We start from the raw sequence: 19,335 nt of genomic DNA, 5'->3' as shown, positions 1-19,335 counted from the left end.
AGAAATTATTTTAGGCAAACTCATATCCAATATCCTTCCTGTAATACATATCTTCAAAACTGATCTGCTCTAATACCTCCTTCGATTTATTGACCGCATCACTGATCGTATCACCATAAGAAGTAACACACAATACCCGTCCCCCGTTGGTGACCACTTCCTTATCCTGTAGCGTAGTGCCCGCATGAAAAACAAGACTATCCGCCGGCAAAGCCTCGTCCAGTCCACTGATCGCATATCCCTTTTCATAATTACCCGGATATCCCCCACTTACCGCCATTACCGTGCAGGCAACCCGGTTGTCTGTTTCTATTTTAATAGTGTTCAGCGTTTCATTGGCCGTTGCCACCAACAGGTCTACCAGGTCCGTCTTCAGGCGTGGCATCACCACTTCCGTTTCCGGATCACCCATGCGGCAATTGTATTCAATCACCATCGGCTCATCCCCTACTTTGATCAGCCCTACAAATACAAATCCTTTATAATCGATCTTTTCCTCTTCAATACCTTTTATAGTGGGTTCCACAACCTTTTCCACTACCTTCTTCATGAACGCATCATCCGCAAAAGGCACCGGGCTTACTGCGCCCATGCCACCTGTATTGAGGCCCGTATCGCCCACACCAATACGCTTATAATCTTTAGCTTCCGGCAGCAATACATAGTTCTTGCCATCCGTCACTACAAACATGCTCAGCTCGATCCCATCCAGGAACTCTTCCACAACAACCTTTTTACCAGCATCACCAAACTTGCTTTGTTGCAACATCAGCTCAAACTCTGCCATTGCTTCTACATGCGACTGGCAGATCAATACCCCTTTTCCTGCCGCCAGTCCATCTGCCTTCAGCACAATAGGCAAACTATGCCGCTGTAAATAAGGGATTCCTTCTGCATAATTCGTAGCATCAAACTCACGATACCGCGCAGTTGGTATATTATGACGCATCATGAACTTCTTCGCAAAAGCCTTACTCCCTTCCAGTTGTGCCCCATATTGAGAGGGGCCAATAATGGCCACCTGTTGCAAGGCTTTGTCTTTCCTGAACAAGTCCACGATACCCTTTACTAACGGCTCCTCAGGACCGACCAGCACCATACCGATCTCCTTGTCTAATACAAACTTCTTGATCGCGTCAAAATCCGTAACAGACATGTTAATATTGGTGCCGCACAATCCAGTGCCCGCATTGCCCGGAGCAATGTATAACTGCTGACACTTTGGACTTTGTGCAAGTTTCCAGGCCAGTGCATGCTCACGGCCTCCAGAGCCAAGGAGTAGAATATTCATAGTGTTCATGGTACATTTTAACCGCTGCGAATTTCGGGGATTCGCCCGTATTGGCGAATTTTAATTGCTGTTTGCGGCGGCAGTATAGAATTTATCGCTATTTTACGCCGCTAAGGGTCAGGTCACCCCTTACGGATGCCCGCCCCCGCTCAATCTTATCCCTACTATGAATTGCTAAATCAACCCCCAACATATATGGCGCAGCCTGTAAGCGGCAAACATCCTCAAGGACTCTTCGTATTATTCTTCACTGAAATGTGGGAACGTTTCAGTTACTACGGCATGCGGGCCCTCTTGGTATTGTATGTGGTCAATGCCCTGCAAATGAATGATAAATATGCCCAGGATGGCGTATATGGCAGCTACACCGGCCTTATATGGCTCACTCCTATACTCGGTGGCTATATTGCAGATCGTTTTTGGGGCAACCGCCGCTGTATCATCATAGGCGGTTTCCTCATGGCCGCAGGCCAGTTCCTCATGTTCATAAGTGCATCCAATTACGCCAATCCCGATCTGGCCCATGCCATCATGTGGGGCGGCCTCGGCGTATTGATCATTGGAATGGGATTCTTCAAGCCGAATATTTCCACACTCGTAGGACAACTATATCCACAGGGCGACCGCCGGCTCGATTCCGCCTATACCATCTTTTACATGGGCATCAACCTGGGTGCTTTTATCGGCCCACTGATCTGTGGAGGCCTGGGCAACCAGTATGATGAAAGTGGCAAAGCTATTTTGGGCGTCTTCAAATGGGGCTTTATGTCCGCTGGTCTCGCCATGTTAGTGGGAACCCTCGCATTTATCTGGTTAAAGAATAAATACATTGTTGACCCTGCAGGAAAAGGACTGGGTATTACCCCCAATAAACTCATGGTCAGGGAAGGTGAGGATACCCGCAAGCCCGAGAGCACACAATCATCCCTGGCACAGGTAGCCATATGGGCCGGTATAGCAGTAGCCTTATTCCTGGCATTTATGTTCCTGGGCGGACAAGACTGGATCAGCGCCTTTATCTTCAGTGTTGCCGCAGCTGTGTCCGGCCTCATCATTTTCGACCGTTCATTAACCCCTGCCGAAAGAGGAAGAATATTGGTGATCTTCATCTCCGCTTTCTTTGTCATCTTCTTCTGGGCAGCCTTTGAACAGGCAGGTTCCTCCTTAACCTTATTTGCCGAGCGCAATGTGAACCGCGCTTATGTGGTAAACACCCAACTGGGCACAGTCATATTGTTCCTGGTAGCCATATCTGCTGTACTCTACTACTTCCTCCAACGGATCATGTTGATACCAACAGAACTGAAAAGAGTGTTCGGAGGGCTGGCGATTGCCGCCATCCTGCTGGCAATCTATTATTATATCCAGGGCACTCCCTATAACCTCAAAGAAATTCCAGCCAGCTGGTTCAACAGCGTCAATTCAATGTGGCTCATCTTAGCTGCTCCTTTCCTGTCCCAACTATGGCAGTGGCTGGGCAAAAAGAATATCGAACCCTCCTCACCCAAAAAGCAGGCCCTCGGTTTATTGAGCCTTGCCTTGGGCTATTTACTCATTGCCTATGGTGTAAAAGATGTAGCCGGATCAGTAAGCATGCTTTGGCTGCTGGGATTGTACTTTCTGCACACCATTGGTGAATTGTGTTTGTCACCCATTGGCCTGTCCCTGGTAAACAAACTGGCCCCTGCCCGTTTTACTTCCGTGCTCATGGGCGTATGGTTCCTGTCCAATGCAGTGGCCAACAAATTTGGTGGCAAATTAGGCGCCTTACTCCCCAGTAAAGGACCTACCAGCTTTGCAGGTTATACCATTAATAACCTGTACGACTTCTTCATGCTGTTTGTTGTCATGAGCAGCGTGGCGGCTCTGTTACTCTTCCTGCTTTCCTATTGGATGGAGAAACGTATGGGCACCGTAAAATAGCTTTTCAAGAGCTCACGTATCTTCGTGGGCTCTTTTTCTATACTGTCAAAAACTACATGATTTAATTTAAACAGATTGCTATGGCGGAAAAGAAGTTTCAGCCTTTTGTTTCACCCGAAACCAATATGGCTGAGTTCACGTTGAAATCAGTGCTCGTTGGTTCAGCTTTTGGAATCATTTTTGGCGCAGCCACCGTGTACCTGGCATTGAAAGCAGGCCTCACCGTATCGGCCTCCATACCCATCGCGGTAATGGCCATCACCCTCAGCCGCTTGTTCCTGAAGACCACCATCCTCGAAAACAACATCATCCAAACCACTGGTAGCGCCGGTGAAAGTATTGCAGCCGGTGTCGTATTTACATTGCCCGGCTTTCTTTTCCTGAGTGAAAAGAACAGTGCCGACTATTTCAACTACTTCACCATCCTCATCCTCGCCATCCTTGGTGGTATCCTTGGTACCTTAATGATGATTCCTTTACGGAAACCTTTGATCGTAAAGGAACATGATACCCTACCTTATCCCGAAGGCACTGCCTGTGCTTCCGTATTGAAAGCCGGTGAAAAAGGAGGCGACTTTGCCAAAACTGCCTTCTACGGATTAGGCGTTGCGTTTGCTTATGCCTTCCTCCAAAAAATACTACACCTCATTGCAGAGACCCCTACTTATATAACCAAACAGACCCACAAATTTTTCCCCTCCGCCCGCACCAGTGCTGAGATCACACCCGAATATTTAGGCGTGGGATACATCGTAGGACCCAAGATCGGTGGCGTACTGGTAGCCGGTAGCGTACTCTGCTGGTATGTATTCATCCCTTTCCTGGCCACTATCGTACCAGGAGATGTCGTCGCCAACCAATTGATCAAGTTGGGTTACCTTAGCTCCCTCACACAAGTCGGCGGACCCGGAGGCTGGAACCCCGACACCCACTTGTTCAATGACCTGCCTACTGCCCTATACCGTGCCTATGTACGCCAGGTAGGTGCAGGCGCTGTAGCCGCCGGTGGTTTCATTACCCTTATCAAAACCATCCCTACCATCATATCTTCTTTCAAAGGAAGCCTTGGCTCCCTGAAAGGCGGCGCATCAACAGAAGCCGTAAAGCGTACCGACCGCGACCTATCCATGAAAGTAGTAGGTATCGGCAGCTTGCTCATGATTGTCCTAATCTCCATTTTACCTCAATTACCGGGTACAGGTTTTGGCAGCAAATTATTGATCGGTATCCTCGTGGTGATCTTCGGTGCATTCTTTGTCACCGTTTCTTCCCGCATTGTAGGGTTGATCGGTTCATCCAATAATCCCATCAGCGGCATGACCATTGCCACACTCATGGGTACCTGCCTGGTGTTCATTGCAGTGGGCTGGACGGGTAAAGTATATGAGCCCATGGCCCTCGTGGTAGGTGGTCTTATTTGTATTGCCGCCGCCAATGCAGGTGCAACCTCACAGGATCTGAAGACCGGTTACCTCGTAGGCGCTACGCCCAGGTTCCAACAGATCGCTTTGTTTATCGGTGCTATTGTATCTTCTGTGGCCATTGGTCTTACCGTAAAGATCCTCGATACCCCTACACAGGAAATGGTACAACAGGGTATTACCCATGCCATTGGTACAGATAAATACCCCGCCCCGCAGGGTACCCTCATGGCTACCCTGATCAAGGGCATCTTATCCTTCAACCTCGACTGGCAGTTTGTACTCGTGGGTGTTGCCATCGCCATCATGATGGAATTGTGCGGCATCAAAGCCCTGTCATTTGCCATTGGTATTTACCTGCCCCTGGCTACTACCCTGCCCATCTTTATTGGTGGTGCCATCCGCGGTATTGTTGATTATAAACACAAGAAACGTGGAGAAGCCGTTGCAGCTGAAGAAGAAGACCTCCGCAAAGGCAACCTCTTTGCTACCGGCCTGGTGGCAGGTGGTGCATTGGCGGGTGTTATTGTAGCCTTCCTCTCCTCCAGCGACAAGATCAGTGGAGGACTGGCAAAGATCAATATGGAGCATGGATTGACGGAAAGCCTGGGAGTAAATAGTTATTTCCTCCTGGGTGTAGTATTCTTTGCCCTCATGGCCTTTATTCTATACAGGGTGGGTATGCAAAAGAACCCCGAAGAGACCACCATAAAACACTAAGCATAATATCTTAGGTATAATCCTCTCACAAAAAAGCCACGGAACTTTCAAAAGTCCGTGGCTTTTTTTAATAGTTCTTATTACTTTCTTATCACTTTTCCTTTTGTCATTCCGACCCAAGGGAGGAATCCGCTATCGAAGTATAACTTGTCCCGCTCCGCGGGAAGATTGCCGACTGTCGATTGCCGACTGCCGCTACTCCTTCGAAGCAAACGCGCTCGCAGCTCGCAGCTCGTAGCTGTTCTTAATTCATTTTAAAAGGAACGATCATCTCAAATACGGGAATGTTCACATCAAACTGTGATTTGCTGTGCAGGTTTTCCATGAGGTAGGTACCATACATTTTACCCATTTCGCTGCGGAGGTTGCAGCCACTTACATACTGGTACCGTTCGCCCGGCTGGAGAGAGGGCTGAACACCTACCACACCTTCCCCTTCCACTTCGCGGTTGCTGCCATTACTGTCCACGATATACCAATGCCGGCGATGCAGTTTTACAGGGAAATTATTATGATTCTCAATGGTAATACGATAGGCAAACATATACTCTCCGGATACCGGATTGGAGTAATCCGGCTGGTAGAAAGTTTCTACACTGATCTCAATTCCCTCGGAGATTTTAGATACCATACTATCAGTTTGCCCGTTTAAAGGTAAACAAAAATAAAGGCTGGGTGTAATCTTAGGTAAGATTTAATGGTATTTATTGCCGGTAGATGCTAATTTTGCCCCGCTTTTAAGCGTTTTCTTCTGAAATTACCCATTTACATTAAATAATTCACTTATGAAAATAGCAGTCGCGAAAGGTGATGGTATCGGACCCGAGATCATGGAAGCCGTATTGAAGATCTTTGAAGCCAACAAAGTACCCCTGGAGTATGAAGTGGTTGATATGGGTAAATGGGTATTCGATAAAGGTTTTTCCAACGGTATGACTCCCGAAGCCCAGCAAACCATCGAAAGCCTGGGTATGCTCTTCAAAGGTCCCATGGAAACACCCAAAGGAAAAGGCGTTAAAAGTGTAAACGTTACCGCCCGCAAAACCTGGAACACCTTTGCCAATAAAAGGGTATTCCAAACCCTCCACGGTGTAGATACCGTTTTCTCCAAAGCAGGCATTCCCATCGACATTACTGTAGTGCGCGAGAACATTGAAGATACTTATGGTGGCATCGAACACATGCTCACCCATGATGTGGCCCTTAGCCGCCGCTTCATTACCAGGCCCGGTTCCATGCAGGTGATCCGTTACGCTTTTGAAATGGCTAAACAGAAGAAAGCAAAACGTATCAGCTGTGGTCACAAAGCCAACATCATGAAACTGACCGACGGTTTATTCCTCGATTGCTTCTATGAAGTAGCCAAAGAATATCCCGAACTGAAAGCCGATGATATTATTGTGGACGACCTCTGTATGAAGCTCGTTACCCGTCCCGATACGTTCGATGTGGTAGTGCTCACCAACCTGCAGGGCGATATCGTTTCTGATCTTTGTGCAGGACTCGTAGGTGGATTGGGATTTGCTCCTTCCGCCAACGTAGGTGATCACATTTCTATCTTTGAAGCCGTACACGGTACTGCACCGGATATTGCCGGCAAGAACATTGCCAATCCTACCGCATTATTGTTGAGCGGCATATCCATGTTGCAACACCTGGGCCTCACAGAAAATGCAGCCATCATAGAAAACGCTTTATTGTACACCCTCGAAAGCGGCGTACACACCGGCGATTTTGGCGATAAATCAAAAGCATCAGTCAACACCACTGAGTTTGCCAATGCCATCATCGGCAACTTTGGCAAACAGCCGGCGCACAATCCCAAGCCCGTTTTCCCCAACCAGCCTGGCACCCCTACTCCTTTTAAGCTGAAGGAAAATGCCATGATGGAATCCAAAGAAGTAGGTAATGAAAATATTGTGGGTGTGGACATGTTCATTGAAAGCAATGAGCAGCCACTGGCCATTGCTACCAAATGCCAGCGCCATGCAGGTGTTAAATTCAAGCTTGTCAACATCAGCAACCGCGGTACCCAGGTATGGCCTACAGGTTCTGTATACACCAACCTCGTAAACGTGTACAATGTGCGGTTCGAATCACTCGACGGAGAGCCCCTCAATCAGCAGGATATCCTCGGCTTGTATGTGAGCCTCAGTGGCAACTTCAAGATAGCCTCTTCCGAGTTGCTCAACATGTGGGGCGATAAGAAAGCTTATAGCGTGGCAGCAGGACAATAGCATACTGACAAAAGCTACCGATCCTACAGTAAAATATACAATTGAAAAAGTCCGTGACCTCATCGTTGCGGACTTTCTTTATGCCTTCGACACTTGCGCTTTACTCTTTCAAATTATCGTAACTTACAAGCAGGATAATACCGCACCGCGGTAGCAATCCTGCATCTTATATGCTAAATTTGCAATTGTGGAAAAGAAATACACCAACAACGAAGTGACCGTAGTCTGGAAGCCTGAGCAATGTATCCATTCAAAAATATGCTGGCACAACCTCAAAGAGGTATTTGATCCCACCAAACGCCCCTGGGTCAACATACAAGGCGCCTCTACGGAGCGCATCATCGACCAGGTACGCCATTGCCCCAGCGGTGCATTGAGCTATTACATGAACAATGCGGCCGAAACCACCAAAGATCCCGTAGCAGAAGCCGCCCAAATTCTAAAAGTGGAAGTCACCCCCAGGGGGCCGTATATCATTAATACAGAGTGCGTCATTCTCCATGCAGATGGCCGCGAAGAAGTGAAGAAAGGCACCGTTGCCTTGTGTCGCTGCGGCTCCTCCAACAACAAACCTTACTGCGATGGCAGGCACAATGAAATAGACTTTGAGGGGTAAAAGTAGATTCAACGCTAACTTATCAGAAGCTGTACCGCCGCGCTACAGCTTCTTCGCCTTCACATAACCATTCTTCTGCATCCATTGCATCACTTTATCACGCTGATCACCTTGTATGATCACCTCCCAATCCTTTACTGCTCCCCCCGTACCGCAATAATTCTTGATCTTCTTGCCCAACTCTTCCAGGTCTTCATCCGTGCCCACAAATCCCTGCACCAGCGTCACCGCTTTACCGCCCCGGTTTTTAGTATCCAGTCGTACTTTCAGTAATTGCTGCGCAGGCGCCAGGGTAGCCTGTGATGCCTGCTCTTCTTCCTCAAACCGGAAATTGGGGTCCGTACTGTATACAAATCCTTTGGTATCGGGTTTATTCTTTTTACTCATCACGCATCCGTTTTGTGATCGTTAGTAAGATAAAGTTCCTTTTCTATAAACATTGTTAAATGCCGCCTCCACTCTCAAAGGTGCCTTTCGCTCGTAGCTCATAACTCGCAACTTGTATTCCCCTCAAGCCTCAGCGTCGGGCTGTATTCCGCTCGCAGCTCGTAGCTCACGGCTCACAGCTTCCTCTACAACACCACCGCCTTCAAACTCAGGTCCAAACTCTTCGCCTGGTGTATCAGCGCACCCACACTCACATAATCAACCCCCGTCCTGGCATAAGCTTCAATATTATCGAGGTTGATGCCCCCGCTGGCTTCCGTTTCTATTTTACCCTCAATGACCTTCAAAGCTTCCGCCAATTGCTCGGGGCTGAAATTATCCAGCATGATACGGTCTACCTTTCCAAAGGTCATCACCCTTTTTACTTCGTCCAGACTACGCGTTTCCACTTCAATTTTCAACCCAGGATTTACCTGTTGTACATATTGCCAGGCCAGTTCAATCGCTTTCTCCAACCCGCCGCAGTAATCAATATGGTTATCCTTCAGCATGATCATATCATACAATCCCATGCGGTGATTGTGTCCGCCGCCAATGCGCACCGCATCTTTTTCCAGCACCCGGAAATTAGGCGTTGTTTTCCGCGTATCCAATACCTTGGTATGGTACCCTTTGATCTTATCACTATACGTATGTGTAAGCGTGGCAATGCCGCTCATGCGCTGCATGCAATTCAACACCAGCCGCTCGCATTGCAGAATAGTATACACAGAAGCGACCACTTCAAATGCCGTTTCGCCATACTGCATGCCATCCCCATCTTTTTTAAAAGGAGTAAATATCGCCGAAGGCTCTTTATACTGAAAAATGGCCGCAGCCACTTCCATCCCCGCCAGGATACCATCCTGCTTGATCTTCAATACCGCCTTCCCCCGCGCATCTGCCGGTATACAACTCAAAGTAGAATGATCGCCGTCACCAATATCTTCTGCCAGCGCAGACCTGATCAGTATATTCAGTTGTTCGTCAAAAGTTAACATCAAACAAAGATAAAAGAAAAGGTCCACAGCATTCCTGCTATGGACCTTCACCTGTTTCCAGACATACTAAATTTATTCAACCAGTTCGAAGCCCATTTCCTGTACTACCTGTTGCTCTCCCTTCTGCTTCATAAAGAATTTTGTACGATAATTACCATTGCTGGTTTGCAAAGTACCCACGCAAAACAATGATCCGTCCTTATTCTCACCCCGGTGTTTGATCTGGAAGTTCTTCACCTTGTTGCTGGTGAAAAAATCTTTCAGGATCATCTCAGCCTGACTTTTGCTGTAATTATCACTTTTTCCGGGCATGGAAATATCAACCCTGGTGTCAAAATACCTTGACAACTGATTGGCGTTACCGCTGCGCATCGCAGTTACAACATCATCAATGGAGTAATAGTAAGAAGTGAATGAGACCAGGAATAGCGAAAGGACTATTGTCGCCAGCCTCAGTTGCTTTTTCATAAGTGCATCAATTTACTGACCTGAAAATGGCTAAAAACATGCCAAAGTAAGTCTACGTTGAAAAAATACTAATCCCTGTGTATTACTTACCTTTGCGGCCGGATATTCCGACAAATCTAACATAATCATATCGTTATATGGCAAGTACCAAAGCAATTTTAGTAATTATGGATGGCTGGGGCCTCGGTAAAGTAAAGAGTGCCGATGCTATCCAGAATGCCCATGTTCCGTTTGTAAGCTCCCTGTATGCAAAATACCCAAATACCACCCTCGTTACCTGCGGCGAAGACGTAGGTTTACCCGATGGCCAGATGGGCAACAGCGAAGTTGGTCACCTCAACCTGGGCGCCGGCCGTATTGTGTACCAGGAACTCCAACGCATCAATGTGGCCGTACGTGATGGCTCATTTGATAAGAATCCTGAACTGTTAAATTCCATACAATATGCCCTGGACAATAAAAAGCCCCTCCACCTCCTGGGCCTGGTAAGTGATGGCGGCGTCCATTCCCATACCCTTCACCTCAAAGCCATCGTGTCCCTGGCCGCTAAAATGGGACTGAAAGAAGTCTATATCCATGCTTTCACCGATGGACGCGATACCGACCCCAAAAGCGGGCTGGGGTACTTAAAGTCCCTGCAGGAACACCTCAACCAAACCACCGGTAAAATAGCCACCGTAAGCGGCCGCTATTATGCCATGGACCGCGATAAACGCTGGGAGCGCGTTAAACTGGCTTATGATGCCCTGGTAAACGGCGTAGGTGAAAAAGCTACCGATGGCCTTGCCGCCGTTGAACAGGCCTATGCCCACAATATTACCGATGAGTTCATCAAGCCTACCGTCATCCTGGGGGCCGACCAGCAACCCCTGGCCTCCATCAAAGACGGAGATGTAGCCATCTGTTTTAATTTCCGTACCGACCGTTGCCGCGAAATAACACAGGTGCTCACCCAAACCGACATGCCCGACCAGGGAATGAAAAAGCTGTCGCTTCATTATACCACCATGACCGATTATGACAAAACCTTCAAGGACGTACACGTGGTGTTTGAAAATGACAACCTCAACAATACCCTCGGTGAAATGCTGGCCAAAGACGGAAAGACACAGATACGCATCGCCGAAACAGAAAAATACCCCCACGTATCTTTCTTCTTCAGCGGTGGCCGCGAAGTGCCTTTCGAGGGAGAACGTCGCATCATGATCCCTTCTCCCAAAGTAGCCACTTATGACCTCCAGCCCGAAATGAGCGCCATTGAACTCACCGATGCCATTGTTCCCGAAATAGAAAAAGAAAGCGTCGACTTCATTTGCCTTAATTACGCCAATGCCGACATGGTAGGCCATACCGGCGTTTTCGAGGCCGCTATCAAGGCCGTGCAAACCGTAGACAAATGCGTGGAAAGGGTCGTCACCGCCGCCCTGGCCCACGGCTACACCGTGTTCCTGACTGCCGACCATGGCAATGCCGACTTCATGATCAATGGAGATGGCACCCCTAATACCGCTCACACACTCAACCTGGTGCCCCTTTTCATCATCGACAAAGACTGGAAAGGAACCGTAAAGCCCGGCAAACTGGGCGATATAGCACCCACCATCTTAACCAAAATGGGCCTCCCCATTCCGGCAGAAATGACCGGTAACGTATTGATCTAATGAATGATCCGGTGATGCCGGTATAAACTTGCCGGCATCACTTTTTTTTATCCCTGCCCCACTCCCATGTCAACCTTTCACCCTGTTAACTTTTCAACCTACCAACCCGTCAACCCATCCACTTTTCAACTTATCAACCCTTCCCACTTATCATCCGCCTCCCTTTCGAATTACCCGCCCCGTATGCCTTTCATCAAAATTGATCTGCATTATTTTTCCACGGTACGCAGCTTTTACTGCTGGAAATTGTCTAAATTACAGGGCAACCAAACGGTTTATATGACCGAAGACGCCATTTTACAAGGCTGTTTACAAAACAATACAACTGCCCAACGGGAATTGTACCAGCGGTACAGCCCCAAGATGTTGTCTGTTTGTTACAGGTTTGCCCACAATCGGGAAGATGCAGAGGATATGTTGCAGGAAGGTTTTATCAAAGTATTTTCACAAATACACACCTTCCAGAATAAAGGAGCTTTTGAAGGCTGGATACGCCGCATCATCGTTCACACCTGCATCAACCACCTAAAGAAAAACAAGAAGTTTAATGAAAGCGTGGACATTATTCACGCTACCACTATTCAGGTTCGGGAAGAGTCCGTTCCTTCAATAGTTCAGGCTAAACAGGTAGTTGAATGCATACGCCTGTTGCCAATTGGATACAGAACCGTGTTGAACCTGTACGCCGTAGAAGGGTATTCACACAAAGAAATAGCAGAAATGCTCGACATAGAAGAAAGTACCAGCCGCTCACAATACACAAGAGCCAGACAAATGCTGGAAGATATACTGGTTAAAAAGAAGATCATCCAAAAGCCAAAAGAAAAGATCAGCTGGCTTGGTATGGCCGCGGGACAGTGATAATAAAAAAGACCTGATTGTTGCTATGAAACTAATCCTTTGAAAAACACATACCCGTACAAACACCAACGATTATGGAGCGCGGTTATTATAATGATGAATTTGAAGAGCTGATAAAGCAAAAAGCTGATCAATACAAAATGTATCCTTCCGACCAGGTGTGGAAGGGAATAAACCGCTCGTTGCATACCCGCAAAAAATGGTACTGGCTTAGTTTCCTCCTCTTTATTTCCGGTATCAGCTATTATGCCATCGTTCAATTGATCTCTCCATCATCAGGCAATAAGAAAACCAATACCAGCCCTAATCCTTCTACACTGATCGCAGATAACAATAAGAACTCCAACAATACCGGCAAACCCGCCGCAGTGGTTCCTTTCTTTACCCAGGTAACGAAAGGCGCACGGAACAACCAGCCTGCCACACCATCTTCATTTGTAACAAACCCGGATAGCTATACTGCCAGTGAGACAGCGAAAACCATGGTGCCCACCATCGTAACCATACAGAACATTGATGCAGCGGCTGAATCCAACAAAGAAAATAACGATGCCGGAACCGATGCTGAAAACGTAGCCGGTCACCATAGCAAAACAATATCCAACAAAACATTGCTGGCCGACAGGCTCACTGCCATCCCGGCCCAGGATAAAAACAACAAGGCTTCCCTTGAATATGCTCCCTTGCTCATTTTCAGTCAGCAGTTTCCTGTAGCTCCGCCGGAAGCCGAACAAAAACCGGTAACACCCGAAAAAGCCAAACTGGTTGACGCTGGCGCTGCTGAAGACGAAAGCCGGATCAATTGGCTGCAACAGTATGCTGTGTATAACCTGACCGTGCCCAAGCCCAAAAGGTTAAGCTGGCAGCTCGCCTTCGCCCCCACCATGAATTACCGCCAGCTGCGCAGCAGTGATGCGTCCATTCCATCAGACATGAAAAACGTTCCCATCGCCCAGAATGAAGCTGGCGATCCCAATAAATTGGTAAACCATAAACCAGCCCTGGGCTTTGAACTTGGTTCCCACTTCCTGTTTGCAGTCAATAGAAACCTGCAGATCAAGGCTGGCGCCCAGTTCAATTACTCCCGCTATGCTATCCAGGCTTATGGCTCTTACTCGTCCGATGTGGCTACCATCGCACTGAACAGTTCAAACGGCCATGGCAGCGATACGGTGACCAACTATACCCGCATCCGTAACGTCGGCGGCGATGTATCTGAAAACCTGCAAAACCAATACTTCCAGCTTTCCATACCCGTAGGCCTCGAATTCAGGTTACTGGGCGCCGGCAAGATCCAGGTTGGCGTAGCAGGTACCGTACAGCCCACCTACCTCATCAACAGGCAAACCTATCTTATCACCACCGACTATAAGAACTACACCAAAGAACCTTCCCTCGTAAGAAGGTGGAATGTTAATACCGGTGCAGAAATATTCCTCGCCTATAAATCAGGCGACCTGAAATGGCAGGTAGGACCCCAATTCCGCTACCAGCTGTTCTCCAGCTATGTAACCGAATACCCCATCCGCGAGTTCCTGATGGAATATGGTATTAAAATAGCCGTAACCAAAACTATCCGCTAAGCCATATACACAATTATGGATAAAAGCTGCCGTTATAACACAACAGCAGCTTTTATTTTTACATCTATTTTCCAAACATGAAGTTATTCCCGGCCTTACTGGTTATCCTGTTTATCACCGCTTGTAAAGACAATAGCAGCCAATCCGCCGCCAATACCCCCGCGGCCGGCAAAGACTCCACCGTCACCGATTCCACCCTTGCCTACCTGCCCATCATCGAGCTGATACGCCAGGACCTTCGCCATGTGGACTCCTTTGCAGGAGGTATCCTGAAAAAAACGACCATCAACGGGAAGAAAGACTCCCTTTTTATCAAACCCGCCGTCTTTCACCAGTTAGCAGCCGCCTTCCTGATGCCCGAACTGGAAACCACCACCTTCCGCCAGAAATTCACCGAAAGCTCACTGGCTGATGAATCAACCGGGCAGCTGCAGTTTATCTATACCCCCAACGACCCCGCCCTTGCCTTGCGCAACGTAGTAGCTTATATTACCCCTTCAACCTCCTCCTCCGGCGACCAGGTAAGCCGGTTTTACCTGGAAAAAGAATGGGCCGCCGGCGATACCACCATACAGCAAAAACTGACCTGGAAAACCCGCCAGTACTTCTATATCGTTACCATCCGCCAACCCAAAAAGGGGCCAGCCATTACCAGCATCGAAAAACTGATCTGGGACCCCGAACAATTTGGAGAATAATCCCCCCTTCTCCGCGCTTCAATCCATGCAATCCTTGCCCATCTGCGATCGTTTTTCGCTAATTTGCACCCTGCCCTAAGGCGTGGCAGATCAGATATGACGGCACAGGAATTTCAAAATATTGCACATACCATCCCGGTCAACCCCGGCATTTACAAATACTACGATGCACAGAATACCCTCTTATACGTGGGTAAAGCCAAAAGCCTGCGCAAAAGAGTAAGCTCCTACTTTGTAAAGACCTTCACGTCTTACAAAACACATGAGCTGGTCCAGCGCATCCACCACATCGAGTTTACCATTGTAGATTCCGAACAGGATGCCTTTTTGCTCGAAAACTCCCTGATCAAGCAGTTCCAGCCACGGTTCAACATCAACCTCAAAGACGATAAGACCTATCCCTATATCGTCATCAAGAAAGAGCCTTTCCCCCGTATCTTCCTTACCCGCACCGTCATAGCCGACGGCTCGGAATACCTGGGGCCTTTCACCTCCGTAGGCAGGGTGCGGGAATTGATAGCCTTTATCCGCAACAATATTCCCCTGCGCACCTGCAAGCTCAACCTGACCGACAACAATATACAGAAGAAGAAATTTAAGGTTTGCCTGGAATACCACCTCGGCAATTGCAAAGGCCCCTGTGAAGGATTACAAACGGCAGAAGATTATCGTGATGGCCTGCAACAGATCCGGAACATACTCAAAGGAAACCTCAACCCCGTCATACATCACTTTAAGGAGGAAATGAAAGCCGCTGCAGCCAACCTGGCCTTTGAAAAAGCAGAGATCATCCGCAAAAAGCTGGATCACCTCGAACAATACCAGGCCAGGTCCATCATTACCACCAACCGTCTTACCAATGTGGATGTCTTCTCCCTCCTGCGTGATGGAGACCAGGCCTATGTCAATTACCTGATGGTCGAGAACGGCACCATCGTGCAAACCCATACCTCCCAGCTCGAAACACACCTCGATGAGCCGGATGAAGAAGTATTATCCTTTGCCATCGCACAGCTCCGTGGCACCTTTAACAGCCTCTCCCAGGAGATCATTGTGCCGTTTGAATTGGATTATTCCGAACCCAATGTCCTGCTCACCATTCCCAAAGGAGGTGATAAAAGGAAGCTGCTCGAATTGTCCGAGAAGAATGTCAATTACTTCCAGGAAGAACTGAAAAGGAAAAAGATACTCAGGCTGGAAGGCAAGGACGATGCAGAACGCAAGGAAGTACTGTACCAGTTGCAGGAAGATCTGCAGTTGCCCCTGGCGCCCATCCATATTGAATGCTTCGATAACTCCAACTTCCAGGGCAGTTATCCTGTATCAGCCATGGTATGCTTCAAAGACGGCATTCCCAGTAAAAAAGACTACCGCCATTATAATGTAAAGACTGTACAGGGTATCAACGACTTTGCCACTATGAAAGAGGTCGTTTACCGCCGTTACAAAAGACTGCAGGATGAAAATCAGAGCTTCCCCCAGTTGGTGATCATCGATGGTGGTAAAGGCCAGCTAGGCGCTGCCCTGGAAAGTATTGAAGAGCTGGGCTTACAGGGTACCATGACCCTGGTAGGACTGGCCAAAAATGAAGAGGAGATCTTCTTCCCCGGAGACCAGGAATCCGTAAAGCTTCCTTACAACAGTGAAAGCCTGAAACTGATACGCCGTATCCGCGATGAGGTACACCGCTTTGGCATTACCTTCCACCGGCAGAAACGCAGCAAAGGCACTTTTAAAAATGAACTGGAGCAGATCAAAGGGATCGGCAAGAATACCGCCGATCAGTTGCTCAAAGAATTTAAGTCAGTAAAACGTATTAAGGAGCTGTCTGAAGAAGAATTGTCAAAAGCAGTAGGCGCCTCCAAGGCCAAACTCATCCGGGATCACTTTACCGGGACCAGTCAACCCACTGATATTCCTCCGCTGGCACCTGGCACTTAGCTTTTCGCTGTTAGGTATTAGCGAAGCAAAGGCGCTAAAAGTTAATCGCTAACTGCTGATACCTTTTCCAACAGGAAGGCCCGCCCTCAACAGAGCCGGCCGTGCTAACCTATGAAAAACACCTAAGTGAGTGTGCCGATTGATCAGTGATTGTTGTTTTTTCGGTTCTCCAGCTTTTGTTGCCGGCGTTCCAGCAGTTCTTTTTGGAGCACTGTGCCAAAGTCTTTCTCAGCCTTGAAAAAGGCATTTACTTTCTCAGGAGACAATGCTTTTGTAAACTCCCCGTTGTACTTCTTGCGGATAGCCAGCAGCTTCTCCTCTATTTCAATTTCCGTCTCTTTATTCAACCGGCCATCCACACGCACTTTGCGGAGCTCCGCCGCATATTTGTTATAAATAGGCCAGAATTTCTGGGCTTCCTCCGGAGAGAGGTTTAGTTTCTGGGTGATGTAGGCAATCTTCAATGCCTCTACCTTACCCCCTGGTGTTTTCTTATCATCACCGTCATCCTGTGCTGTCACAGCCAATCCTACGGTTAAAAAGAGGGTAAGTATTAACAATAACTTTTTCATGATCGTAAAGAATTAGTTCGTACCGGTATTTTTGGTGAGCATATTTTGCTCAAGATATTTTTGGATCTCATCATCTGATACATTCTGTAGCAGATCGCCCATATCGTTGGCCTCCAGCTCAGGTCGGCTATTGATCGCCAGCAGGTCGGCAGACATGACTACCGGTTCATCTTCCAGGTAATCCTGCAATTCAGTCACGGATAACTTATCTACTTTCGCCACCACTATATCCGGTCCTGAAGCACCAGGTTTGCCGGTGAACCACCAGGCAGCAGTTACTACTGCCCCAATCAATGCTGCAGCCGCTGCATACCGCATCACTTTCCGCCTGAAACCCAAAGCGACCACTTTCGCAGGCTCAGCGTCCTTTTTTACCCTGCTCAATAACTGGCCGGGCAACGCTTCAAAATAGCCAACAGGCGCTTCGTATACCTGTTTATCCTTCAATCCCGCCATTACAGGCGACAGGTTTTCCAGCTCTTCATTCACAAAATCAATGGCTTTGGCGCCCGACACTACATTGTCCGTAAGTTCTGCAAAATAACCGGCTGGCGCTTCAAAAGGCAGTTTCTTATCCAACCTGCTCAGCAGGGGAGAAAGAACCGATAATTCCTCCTGCGCAGTAAGCGCCTCCTCAGCAGCTTTGGCCCGCAGCAGGATCGTATCAGCCAGTTGATCAAAATAACCGGCAGGCACCGAATAGGGATTTACTACTGCCTTTGGTAAGACTGTTGATAGCGGCTCTTCTTCCCTCGCCAGTTGCAATAACTGCAGCGGCAGGTTCTCGAAATAGCCGGCCGGCGCCTGGTAAGGAAGTTGCCGGCTGATGGCCGCCACTTCAGGGCTGATAGCCCGTAACTCGTTTAATATGTTGACACTGTGATCCATGAGCAATATATCAGACCGTTTTTGTTAAGGGAAGTTTAATGGTTCAGTATATAATCCTCAATTTTTTTTACCGCATGGTGGTAAGAGGCTTTCAATGCCCCTTCTGAGGTTTCCAATACCTTGGCCATTTCTTCATAAGGCATCTCGTCATAATACCTTAATCCAAATACAATTCTCTGCTTTTCAGGCAGTTGCTGGATAGCCAACTGCAGCTTCCATTCCAGTTTATTGGCATCAAAATCCTTATCCGCCTTGATCTTGTTTTCGAGGCCGCTTTCTACATCTCCCAGTGGCACAGATGCCCGCTTTTTCTGTTGCTCCAGGAAAGTAAGACATTCATTCGTTGCAATCCGGTAAAGCCAGGTATACAACTGCGAATCTTCCCTGAAATTCTCCAGCGCGTTCCAAACACGGATGAACACATTTTGCAGCACATCATTGGCATCTTCATGTTCGATCACCATACGGCGAACATGCCAGTATAACTTTTCCTGGTACTTCCTGATAATGGATGTATAGGCACTTTCTTTGGTGGCAGGATCACGAAATAGGATCAGCAACTCACTGTCTTGAGTGGTAACCGCCATAGGTTAGCATTTATGGTTGGTTAGTAATATGAATTCGAATAAAATTAACCCATTTGGTTTAAAACGTGCAGATACTTTATGAAAGTATTTGCATATGGATAAACGGAGAACCACCACATTATCGGCACCCCAAAACCGCTCCTGGTCATACTTACAGCGTTTTTATCATTTTCCGGCAAACTGCCCGCCCCCTCCCGGCCTCACTGTTTTCACGGCAAAACTACCGTAGGTTTACTTGCCATTTTCTGCAGTAAACAACATCCCATCATCAGTTGTTATTTACATAGTTCCTTCATTCGGATTTTCTGTTCCTCCGTTTGTAGCACGTAGTTTGCAGTGCATCTGTCATCAACACAAAAAAATGTTCGAAATAAACAAAGCAAAACAATTAACAGTGATATCAAACGTTAGTGCAACAGCAGCAACCGCATTGTCAAAAGA

At 47.8% G+C, this 19,335-nt stretch carries 17 protein-coding genes; 9 read left to right on the top strand and 8 right to left on the bottom strand.

Annotation, left to right across the window (positions count from 1 at the left end):
* Positions 1-10: 10 nt before the first annotated feature.
* Positions 11-1,291 (bottom strand): phosphoribosylamine--glycine ligase, encoded by a 1,281-nt coding sequence (gene purD / locus D3H65_RS26250; RefSeq protein ID WP_119053145.1) that lies wholly within the window; start codon positions 1,289-1,291, stop codon positions 11-13.
* A 195-nt stretch (positions 1,292-1,486) separates the two neighbouring features.
* On the opposite strand from purD, the gene D3H65_RS26245 reads away from it, so the two are divergent.
* Both D3H65_RS26245 and D3H65_RS26240 read left to right on the top strand, forming a co-directional pair.
* Positions 1,487-3,214: a peptide MFS transporter gene (locus D3H65_RS26245; RefSeq protein WP_162915822.1), complete on the top strand. Its 1,728-nt coding sequence runs from the start codon at positions 1,487-1,489 to the stop codon at positions 3,212-3,214.
* An 80-nt stretch (positions 3,215-3,294) separates the two neighbouring features.
* Positions 3,295-5,355: an OPT family oligopeptide transporter gene (locus D3H65_RS26240; RefSeq protein WP_119053143.1), complete on the top strand. Its 2,061-nt coding sequence runs from the start codon at positions 3,295-3,297 to the stop codon at positions 5,353-5,355.
* A 244-nt stretch (positions 5,356-5,599) separates the two neighbouring features.
* Here the strand turns inward: D3H65_RS26240 and apaG are convergent, their stop codons facing one another.
* Positions 5,600-5,986: a Co2+/Mg2+ efflux protein ApaG gene (gene apaG, locus D3H65_RS26235; protein ID WP_119053142.1), complete on the bottom strand. Its 387-nt coding sequence runs from the start codon at positions 5,984-5,986 to the stop codon at positions 5,600-5,602.
* A 154-nt stretch (positions 5,987-6,140) separates the two neighbouring features.
* On the opposite strand from apaG, the gene D3H65_RS26230 reads away from it, so the two are divergent.
* Positions 6,141-7,592: an NADP-dependent isocitrate dehydrogenase gene (locus D3H65_RS26230; RefSeq protein ID WP_119053141.1), complete on the top strand. Its 1,452-nt coding sequence runs from the start codon at positions 6,141-6,143 to the stop codon at positions 7,590-7,592.
* A gap of 187 nt (positions 7,593-7,779) precedes the next feature.
* Positions 7,780-8,208, top strand: a complete 429-nt coding sequence (locus D3H65_RS26225) for a (4Fe-4S)-binding protein (protein WP_211345554.1) — start codon at positions 7,780-7,782, stop codon at positions 8,206-8,208.
* A gap of 42 nt (positions 8,209-8,250) precedes the next feature.
* Here D3H65_RS26225 and D3H65_RS26220 read toward each other — a convergent pair whose 3' ends face one another.
* The 3 genes from D3H65_RS26220 to D3H65_RS26210 form a co-directional block, all read right to left on the bottom strand.
* Positions 8,251-8,595, bottom strand: coding sequence for a translation initiation factor (locus tag D3H65_RS26220; protein WP_119053139.1), 345 nt, complete (start codon positions 8,593-8,595; stop codon positions 8,251-8,253).
* A gap of 185 nt (positions 8,596-8,780) precedes the next feature.
* Positions 8,781-9,635 carry a carboxylating nicotinate-nucleotide diphosphorylase gene (nadC, locus tag D3H65_RS26215; protein ID WP_119054665.1) on the bottom strand — a complete coding sequence of 285 codons (855 nt, stop codon included), beginning with the start codon at positions 9,633-9,635 and terminating at the stop codon, positions 8,781-8,783.
* Between the two features lie 72 nt (positions 9,636-9,707).
* Positions 9,708-10,103 carry a DUF4783 domain-containing protein gene (locus tag D3H65_RS26210; protein ID WP_119053138.1) on the bottom strand — a complete coding sequence of 132 codons (396 nt, stop codon included), beginning with the start codon at positions 10,101-10,103 and terminating at the stop codon, positions 9,708-9,710.
* Between the two features lie 137 nt (positions 10,104-10,240).
* Here D3H65_RS26210 and gpmI point away from each other — a divergent pair, with 137 nt between their 5' ends.
* From gpmI to uvrC, 5 genes are all read left to right on the top strand, one after another.
* Positions 10,241-11,764 (top strand): 2,3-bisphosphoglycerate-independent phosphoglycerate mutase, encoded by a 1,524-nt coding sequence (gene gpmI / locus D3H65_RS26205; protein ID WP_119053137.1) that lies wholly within the window; start codon positions 10,241-10,243, stop codon positions 11,762-11,764.
* A 183-nt stretch (positions 11,765-11,947) separates the two neighbouring features.
* Positions 11,948-12,625: an RNA polymerase sigma factor gene (locus D3H65_RS26200; protein WP_245999593.1), complete on the top strand. Its 678-nt coding sequence runs from the start codon at positions 11,948-11,950 to the stop codon at positions 12,623-12,625.
* Positions 12,626-12,699: 74 nt separating this feature from the next.
* Positions 12,700-14,208, top strand: coding sequence for a hypothetical protein (locus tag D3H65_RS26195; RefSeq protein ID WP_119053136.1), 1,509 nt, complete (start codon positions 12,700-12,702; stop codon positions 14,206-14,208).
* Positions 14,209-14,285: 77 nt separating this feature from the next.
* Entirely contained in the window at positions 14,286-14,906 is a 621-nt protein-coding gene (locus D3H65_RS26190) for a hypothetical protein (protein WP_119053135.1), read from the top strand.
* Between the two features lie 96 nt (positions 14,907-15,002).
* Positions 15,003-16,847 carry an excinuclease ABC subunit UvrC gene (gene uvrC, locus D3H65_RS26185; protein ID WP_119053134.1) on the top strand — a complete coding sequence of 615 codons (1,845 nt, stop codon included), beginning with the start codon at positions 15,003-15,005 and terminating at the stop codon, positions 16,845-16,847.
* Positions 16,848-16,990: 143 nt separating this feature from the next.
* Here uvrC and D3H65_RS26180 read toward each other — a convergent pair whose 3' ends face one another.
* From D3H65_RS26180 to D3H65_RS26170, 3 genes are read right to left on the bottom strand one after another with little or no spacing between them, the layout of a single operon-like run.
* Positions 16,991-17,419 carry a hypothetical protein gene (locus tag D3H65_RS26180; RefSeq protein WP_119053133.1) on the bottom strand — a complete coding sequence of 143 codons (429 nt, stop codon included), beginning with the start codon at positions 17,417-17,419 and terminating at the stop codon, positions 16,991-16,993.
* A gap of 12 nt (positions 17,420-17,431) precedes the next feature.
* A complete protein-coding gene (locus D3H65_RS26175; protein ID WP_119053132.1) occupies positions 17,432-18,307 on the bottom strand; it encodes a hypothetical protein in 876 nt (291 codons plus the stop codon).
* Positions 18,308-18,342: 35 nt separating this feature from the next.
* On the bottom strand, positions 18,343-18,894 hold the full coding sequence (locus D3H65_RS26170; protein ID WP_119053131.1) for an RNA polymerase sigma factor: 552 nt from the start codon (positions 18,892-18,894) through the stop codon (positions 18,343-18,345).
* Positions 18,895-19,335 lie beyond the last annotated feature (441 nt).

Origin of the sequence: Paraflavitalea soli, assembly GCF_003555545.1 — a bacterium.
Taxonomy (GTDB): Bacteria; Bacteroidota; Bacteroidia; order Chitinophagales; family Chitinophagaceae; genus Paraflavitalea; species Paraflavitalea soli.
This window is presented reverse-complemented; position numbering and strand designations above follow the sequence as displayed.